Consider the following 7,653-nt stretch of genomic DNA (forward strand, 5'->3'; position numbering starts at 1 on the left):
GTAGTTACAAAACTCACAAAGAAATAATTAAGTTAAGTTGTTTTGGAGAAAATTTCTTAAATACATATCTCCACTCATACTTTAGTTAAAATATTCTATAAGGTTTTTGAATTTTGTGTTAAGGTAGAAGAGAAGAGTAAAATTAATTCATATTTTTTTTATTATTAGCAGAATTTCACCTTAAATCCAAACTAATTGTTAGTTAATTATGTGATGTCATATATTTATGGAATCTAATAAGTACAAAATTGAGTACAAGTTTCATTCAATCTGTATTGAAGAGGAATCATTAAGTAGAAAAGCTTACTACTACAAGATTTCTGGCGAATTGTGTCATAACAGTGGATTCGTCAATTCAATTTCTGAAGCCGAAAAAGAAGCTAAAGAGAAAATTGATGAAAAGTTTAATCTGATAGATCAAAAAGCTGCATTACACAGATATTGCGTAATGCGTGATTTTGAAAGCTTTGTGGAAGTGTTAAATCAACAACAAGAAATTCCTAAAGAGATTACTTATCAAGTAGCTGCTCAATTAGCTTTAGCTTCCACTTTAAAATATTTTACAAAAGAAGCATTAAAAATTAATGTTAATAGTTCAGGAACTGTAGATGTTAGTGGAGAACTCAACACAGATAACCTACAGTAATTAAGTCAGTTTTTGACATAATATTCTAGCGCTTATTCAGCCTTGTCTATTTTTAGGTCAGTAATTAATTTGAGGCTTAACTATAACCACAGCTAATGAATATGGCAAAAGATAAAGAACTAGTTATAAGTCAGATTAGTCTTGAAGTCAGAGAATTGATCAAGATGTATGCTGCTGTTAACGAATGTACACAAGTTGAGATGTTAGAACGCATTGTTTTGGAGTGGAATGCACAACAAAGCCGAACCGAAAGACCTCCAGGAGATGAAGATGAGTAGTGTAGTTTTATTTATCTTTTATAAATAATCTTTTAGTCAGGATTAATCGAAAGTTAATCAATAGCGTTGCGATGTACATAATTTGAAAATTAAATTTAGATTTATCTTTAGCAATACGCAAAATAATAAGAATATTTTCAATTTTTAAACTTAAGTAACAAAAACTCAATATTTTCTGTCTGATGGCTGAAGAAGTATAGAGCATACTGTGTTACCTTAGTAATACTTGCAAGGCAAAGTGTTGAATAATTGAGAGGAAAAAATTATCGTAGTCCAAAAGCAGCTAATTAACTCGCAAATCAAGTCACCTCAAGTCTTCTTGATTGACCATGAAAATAATAATCGTGGTTTGATAGACACCTATGAAGCTCTACAGATAGCGCAGAGCGTCGAGCTTGACTTGGTTGTAGTCTCCCAAAACGAAGACATTCCAGTAGCCAAGATTCTCAACTATGGTAAACTTCAGTATCAAAAGAAGAAACGCCAGGGTTCAAGTGCTAGACCTACTGTAAAAGAAGTTCGCTTCCGTCCTAATGTCGGTGCGGGTGACTATAATTTGCGTATTAATCAAGCACTTCAGTGGTTGAGTAAAGGCGATTCAGTCAAATTTGCTATTCGTTTACGGGGTCGAGAAAATCAATATCGCCAGCAGGCTGGAGATATGCTAGACCGCATTGTTACTGATCTGGGTCAAGTTGGGAAAGTCCAATCCCTGGATAAACGCTCATTGATTGTGCAAATCATGCCTGCATAAAAATATAAACAGCGCTCTATATACACGAAACATAGAGCGCTGTTATTTACTTATGAATGGAAATTGCCATTAGTTGGCAATAGTCATCATAATTTCTTTGATGTTATTTAAACAAAAATCAATATGAGAGCGAATAGCTCGCTCATAAACTACGGTTTGCTGTGTGCGTACTCCTACAGCCTGATATATCAACTTAACTTCTGGGAATTCGCTCCAGTACATCAAAAATATGTCTTTAGCAGGAGTAATAATTTCATAATTATTTTCTTGCCTTTTTTTTCTCAGTTTACAATTATTTAGTTGTAATTTTTGTCTAAATAATTTTTCAAATTCAGGAATTATATTTGCAGTAGTTTCCATACTTGATACACCTTGCAATTGCTTGTTAGGGAAAACATGATTCTGTAATGCTACTGAGTATGACATTAAGCTATCTAATATTAAAGCTAGTCATATCAAAATTGTTAATTACATAGCACTTTCAGCATTTGAATAAGACTACATATTTATCAATAATACCTGCGGAAATTTAATTAATAAAAGGCTTCTATATTCTGGCGAAAAGCAATCAAGGCGTGCTTACCTTGCTCTTCTTTGAGTGCAGATAGAATTGCATTTGATGCTTCTAATGAGACTATTGTCTTGATTTCAATATTAGTGTTGTAGCCTGCTAAGTCTGACAAGCGTCTTCCGTGACCGCCTTCACCCTGTACTTGATTAATTGTATAGCCGCTGACGTTATGGTTTTTTAGCAACTTAACAATCCGGTCTTTGAGTACTGTTTCACCAATAATGGTGATTAAAATAGCAGGCTCAACGGGAGGGGTTGAGTTTGACATAGAGAACTCCAGAAATTCGATTTTAGGTCAATACGGTTTAGTTAAGATCCCCCCGCCTGCGGCGACCCCATTTTTAAGGGGGTAATAGAGGGTTATGAGCCGCCCTTTTTAAGGGGCTTGGGGGGATCTTCAGAAGATTAAAATGTTAACTGAACCGTATTGGATTTTAGGTGATTTTCCAGTCCATATTTTGTATTAAAAAGGCTCAAGCATTTCTGCCTAAGCCGGTAATAAATGCAATTAATATGCTGGATTAATGAGTTAGCTGAAAGAGCTAAATCTATAAAGCTTAGTAGCGGTTACGTGCGCCGTAGCTTCCACGATTACCACCAAATGAACCTCTGTCTTCTTTGGGTTTAGCTTTATTCACTTTTAGGTCACGTCCCATCCATTCAGCGCCATCAAGAGCTTCAATGGCTGCTGTTTCTTCAGCATCTGTACCCATTTCCACAAATCCAAAACCACGCATCCGACCTGTTTCACGGTCAGTAGGTAACTGAATGCGTTTTACTGAACCATATTCTGCAAAAACTGCATTTAGACTATCTTCTGTAACTTCATAAGAAAGATTGCCTACATAAACTGACATAGATTGTCTCCGAAATCATAAGTGTCTGGAGATTTAGGTTTCGGAGAAAAGTCTGTAAATACCAAAAGGAAAAAGCCTGTCAATAATAAAAACAAACGCGGTCGCCGAATTAACTCTCACTCCCTAGTATGACATAGCAAGCAATTATCAGGGGTGAGTTGTCAAAAGCGTTATATAAAGTTATGTAAGCAATTTATCACTCCGTGTGGGTGATCAAGTTTAATGCTTGCAATGAGCTTAGTCTACGCAAGGATCAATACTTACCTTTGGTAGATAAAGGCTTTCGCAGTAATATATAAGCGCAAAGCCATCTTCTCGAAAGTTAGATTGACAATGATCCCTATACGGCAAACCTTAGTTAAATCTGATATTCAACTTTCTTATTTAGAGTGGAGTCAAGGTCAAGAGCCTTTGCTGTTATTACATGGGCTAGGCGACCATGCGCTGGTTTGGTCTAGCTTGGGAGCATATTTAGCAGCAGATTACCATATAGTTGCGCCAGATATGCGGGGTCATGGTGAAAGCAGCAAACCAGAGAAAGATTATAGCTTTGAAAGTGCGATCGCCGACCTCGAAACTCTCATGGATAAATTAGGATGGTCTTCCGCCCATGTTGTGAGTCATTCCTGGACTGGTAAATTAGCTGTTATCTGGGCTAAGAAAAATCCCCAACGGGTGCGAAGTATAGTGCTGGTTGACCCGATTTTCATCTGGAAAATGCCCGAATTCTTAAAAGCGACGTTTCCTGTGTTATACCGCTTTTTATCTTTTCTCAAAGGTATGGGGCCATTTGCTAGTTATGCAGAAGCTGAACAACTAGCCCAAAAATTAAACCAATATCAAGGCTGGAATGAACTACAACAGCAAGTATTCCAAGCAGGAATTGAACAAAAACCTGATGGTAGTTGGGGTAGTAAGTTCACCATAGCTGCCCGTGATGGGATTTTTGAAGATGTGATGCGCGTACCTGGCTTTACCAGTCCCATTGACACACCTGCCTTGTTTGTTAAGTCTGATAAAGGTCTCAACCGCCAAGAATGGCAATTAAAACCCTACAAAACCAATCTGAACAACTTACGTTTGTGCCAAGTTCCGGGAAACCATTGGCCTTTTCTGACTGAACCTGAGTCATTTAACCGGACTGTGGCGGCTTTTTTAGCAGAGTGTAAATGAGTCAATAGTCAATGGTCAATGGTCATTTGACTTTTGACTCTTGACTTTTGACTTTTGACTGACAATGAGCCTTTGTATAAATCCAGTTTGTCCCAAACCGAACAATCAAGATAACGATAAACACCGCTTCTGTCAAAGTTGTGGTTCTCCGTTGGAATTACCGGGGCGTTACCGCGTCATTCGCTTGTTGAGTGACAAAACTGGCTTTGGCAAAGTCTACGAAGCATACACAAAAGATATGCCAAAAATCCTTAAGGTACTGCGAGAGGATTTATCTGCTGATGCAGCTGCAATCAAAATTTTTCAACAAGAAGCTACTGTTCTAGGTCAATTACATCATCCGGGTATTCCCAAAGTTGATGGTTATTTTCAATATCAAACGCGCAATGGTTTGATATTACACTGCGTCGCAAAAGAAAAAATCGATGGCTTGGATTTAGAACAATGGATGAATAAACAGCAATATCGTCCAATTTCTCAAACACAAGCTATTGCCTGGTTACAACAATTAGTAGAAATTTTAAACTTGGTACATAGCAAGCAATATCTGCATCAAAATATTCAACCAGCAAATATTAAACTTCGTAGTAATGGGCAATTGGTATTAGTTGATTTTGGCACATCTATAGAAGTAGTCAAGCAGTACCTTGCTCAATTTAGTCATAGTGGTGAAATGACATCAGTTATTTCATCCGGCTACAGTGCATTGGAACAAATGAAAGGTCAAGCTGTACCGCAATCAGATTTCTTTGCATTGGGACGCACTTTTACATTTTTGTTAACAGGAAGGCATCCTTTAGATATGTATGATGCCCGAAAAAATTTGCTGCAATGGCGCGATTTTGTGTCTCATGTCTCACCTACACTCTTAGATTTAATTGATTGGTTGATGGCAACGGATATAGAGAAAAGACCAAAAACTGCTCAGGAAATATTGCGGCAGTTAGGAGAAATTGAACAACAGAAAGTTAGCTCGAATATCGTTAATCATCTTCAAGAAAGACAATTTTTACCAACTATTGTTAAAACAGAAATTAAAGAACAATTACCTTTAATAGCATTATTAGCCGCATTAATGATGTCATTAAGCTTAATTGGTTTCATGGCTTTGGGAATGCGATCGCCTAAATTTTCTGCCTTGATTACCCAAAGTCAAGCTTCTGATAGAAAAGGTAAAATAGACTTTTTTACATATCAAGAAGGTAGAGATAGTCAAGGTAAAACGGCAGAATTTAGTATTGCGATTTTATCAACAGAATATAAATGGCTATTAAATAGCACGTTTCAAATTAAGCATAATGATCAAGTTGTGAGTCTTGATTTTTTAAAATTAAACCTAGAACAAGATGGCATTCAAAAAATTATGGAATATCCCACAGAAATTATTTCTGTAGGTACAGCTACTTGTGAAGGCAATTTAGCAGTTGCACAACGGCGCTCTCTAGAACGTGCAAAGCAAGTACAAATGTTGGCTCAAAAATTATTTAAAAATACATCCAGCGTCAAAGGTTATCGCTTATTAAATCTGGGTCAATTTCAGCAGAATAAATGCCCGTCTAATCAAGATATCACTGCATATCAAAGAAGTATTATCATTATTGGTGTGAGGAAAAAATCAAAAGGGGTTATTTTAGATGAAGCGCTGCGAGATAGGTTCATCAATCAACCATTTGCAGATTTTAAATTAGATGATTATTCCTTGGGTTCAGTTGACAAATTTGCAACCATTCCTCAACCTATTGTAATACCTATAAAAAAGTAATGTAGAAATTTTTAGCACTTATGTTTAATTTGTGAGAATTGGCGTGTAGAGTTTCATTGATCATCAATGATTGAGGACTACTATATTGATAATGGTCATATTTAATTTTCATGTATCCCAGCAACAACTCAAAAGATTGGTCATGGCCGTTCTGGCCTGTTGTTCCCCTTTATCCCTACAGCAGACGGCGAACACTTTGCCAAGAAATTGTTAAAGATACAATCTGGACATTTGAGCAGTTTCACGGCATTCTCTACACTATTGTGCCGATAAGGATGACTGTAATTAAGCTAACAGGTGGCGGTTTGCTGGTTTATGCGCCTGTTGCACCCACAATTGAATGTGTGCGTATGGTGCAGGAGTTGGTATGCAAACATGGTGAGGTGAAGTACATTATTCTCCCAACTAGTTCTGGTTTAGAACATAAGGTTTTCGTCGGCCCTTTTGCGAGATGTTTTCCCCAAGCACAGGTTTTTGTTGCACCGCATCAATGGAGTTTTCCCCTCAACTTACCCCTGAGTTGGCTAGGTTTTCCGCAAAAACGAACTTCTGTATTACCTGAAGATGCTAGTCTTGCGCCGTTTGCGGATGATTTCGAGTATGAGGTGTTAGATATCAATTTGGGACGGGGTTCTTTTGTAGAAGTAGCATTTTTGCATAAGCGATCGCACACGCTCCTCCTAACCGATACAATCATATCTGTAGCCGAAAACCCACCAGCTATCTTTGAATTAGACCCATACCCCTTGTTATTTCACGCCAGGGAAAATGCCCTCCAACCTATTGAAGATAACGCCGCAAACCGCCTTCAAGGATGGCAGCGTATTTCCTTATTTGCGATTTATTTCCGTCCTAGTGCGCTGGAAGTAACTAAACTAGGTGAAAGTTTCCGTGATGCAGTTAAAGCCCCAGACCATTCTCGCAAAGCCTACTTTGGTTTATATCCATTTCGTTGGCAAGAAAATTGGCAGCAGTCATTTCACGCCCTAAGTGCTAATGGTCGTCCATTTGTCGCCCCCATTTTGCAAACCCTCATTCTGCCCCAAGCACCACAACAAGTCCTCGACTGGGTAAACAAAGTTGCAACTTGGGATTTTCACCAGATTATTTCTTGTCATTTTGATGCGCCTATAACTGTAAGTCCCCGTCAATTTCGACAAGCATTCAGTTTCTTAGAAAAGCAGCCATCAGTAAGTGCAGAAAGTCAGCCTTTGTTAGAGGAAGACTGTAAATTTATCAAAGAACTAGAAGCAAACCTACTCAAGCAGGGTATTGCTACTCCTCCCAAGGAGAAGGTGTAATAAGTAAGCACGCAAAATCTATTTTTGAAGTCACAGAAATAGATTTTGCGTACGCGTTTGTTATATCTGGACTCGCAGAAATAGATTTTGCATACGCGTTTGTTATTTTTGCATACGCGTTTGTTATATCTGGATTCGCAGAAATAGATTTTGCGTACGCGTTTGTTATTTTTGCATACGCGTTTGTTATATCTGGACTCGCGGAAATAGATTTTGCGTACACAATTTTAGATTTTGAGCCAAAAAACAAAAATAAATGACTATTACGTTAATATGAGCTTGTATACAGCACTTTGCGCGACTAACTGGTA

At 37.6% G+C, this 7,653-nt stretch carries 8 protein-coding genes; 5 read left to right on the forward strand and 3 right to left on the reverse strand.

Translation table 11 applies throughout. The features are described 5' to 3' along the window. The first annotated feature begins 226 nt into the window (after positions 1-226). Together NCWK1_RS19900 and infC are read left to right on the forward strand one after the other, a co-directional pair. A complete protein-coding gene (locus tag NCWK1_RS19900; protein WP_103125905.1) occupies positions 227-646 on the forward strand; it encodes a hypothetical protein in 420 nt (139 codons plus the stop codon). Between the two features lie 564 nt (positions 647-1,210). Continuing rightward, positions 1,211-1,678 carry a translation initiation factor IF-3 gene (gene infC, locus NCWK1_RS19910; protein ID WP_281259147.1) on the forward strand — a complete coding sequence of 156 codons (468 nt, stop codon included), beginning with the start codon at positions 1,211-1,213 and terminating at the stop codon, positions 1,676-1,678. A gap of 69 nt (positions 1,679-1,747) precedes the next feature. On the opposite strand, the gene NCWK1_RS19915 is transcribed toward infC, so the two are convergent. From NCWK1_RS19915 to NCWK1_RS19925, 3 genes are all read right to left on the reverse strand, one after another. Then, positions 1,748-2,038, reverse strand: coding sequence for a hypothetical protein (locus tag NCWK1_RS19915; protein ID WP_103125992.1), 291 nt, complete (start codon positions 2,036-2,038; stop codon positions 1,748-1,750). A 173-nt stretch (positions 2,039-2,211) separates the two neighbouring features. Then, a complete protein-coding gene (locus tag NCWK1_RS19920) occupies positions 2,212-2,517 on the reverse strand; it encodes a P-II family nitrogen regulator (protein ID WP_096578697.1) in 306 nt (101 codons plus the stop codon). A 289-nt stretch (positions 2,518-2,806) separates the two neighbouring features. Continuing rightward, entirely contained in the window at positions 2,807-3,106 is a 300-nt protein-coding gene (locus NCWK1_RS19925; RefSeq protein WP_096578695.1) for an RNA recognition motif domain-containing protein, read from the reverse strand. A gap of 333 nt (positions 3,107-3,439) precedes the next feature. On the opposite strand from NCWK1_RS19925, the gene NCWK1_RS19930 reads away from it, so the two are divergent. The 3 genes from NCWK1_RS19930 (at position 3,440) to NCWK1_RS19940 (ending at position 7,342) form a co-directional block, all read left to right on the forward strand. Beyond that, positions 3,440-4,279, forward strand: a complete 840-nt coding sequence (locus tag NCWK1_RS19930) for an alpha/beta fold hydrolase (RefSeq protein ID WP_187308191.1) — start codon at positions 3,440-3,442, stop codon at positions 4,277-4,279. A gap of 64 nt (positions 4,280-4,343) precedes the next feature. Then, on the forward strand, positions 4,344-6,041 hold the full coding sequence (locus tag NCWK1_RS19935) for a serine/threonine-protein kinase (protein WP_103125907.1): 1,698 nt from the start codon (positions 4,344-4,346) through the stop codon (positions 6,039-6,041). A gap of 110 nt (positions 6,042-6,151) precedes the next feature. Then, on the forward strand, positions 6,152-7,342 hold the full coding sequence (locus tag NCWK1_RS19940) for a DUF4336 domain-containing protein (RefSeq protein ID WP_103125908.1): 1,191 nt from the start codon (positions 6,152-6,154) through the stop codon (positions 7,340-7,342). The last annotated feature ends 311 nt before the right edge of the window (positions 7,343-7,653 follow it).

This window comes from Nostoc cycadae WK-1, from assembly GCF_002897135.1.
GTDB lineage: Bacteria > Cyanobacteriota > Cyanobacteriia > Cyanobacteriales > Nostocaceae > Nostoc_B.

Coding starts and splice junctions, on each gene's coding strand:
- NCWK1_RS19935 (WP_103125907.1), top strand. CDS start 4,344: ATGAGCCTTTGTATAAATCCAGTTTGTCCCAAACCGAACAATCAAGAT.
- NCWK1_RS19900 (WP_103125905.1), top strand. CDS start 227: ATGGAATCTAATAAGTACAAAATTGAGTACAAGTTTCATTCAATCTGT.
- NCWK1_RS19925 (WP_096578695.1), bottom strand. CDS start 3,106: ATGTCAGTTTATGTAGGCAATCTTTCTTATGAAGTTACAGAAGATAGT.
- NCWK1_RS19915 (WP_103125992.1), bottom strand. CDS start 2,038: ATGGAAACTACTGCAAATATAATTCCTGAATTTGAAAAATTATTTAGA.
- NCWK1_RS19930 (WP_187308191.1), top strand. CDS start 3,440: ATGATCCCTATACGGCAAACCTTAGTTAAATCTGATATTCAACTTTCT.
- NCWK1_RS19940 (WP_103125908.1), top strand. CDS start 6,152: ATGTATCCCAGCAACAACTCAAAAGATTGGTCATGGCCGTTCTGGCCT.
- NCWK1_RS19920 (WP_096578697.1), bottom strand. CDS start 2,517: ATGTCAAACTCAACCCCTCCCGTTGAGCCTGCTATTTTAATCACCATT.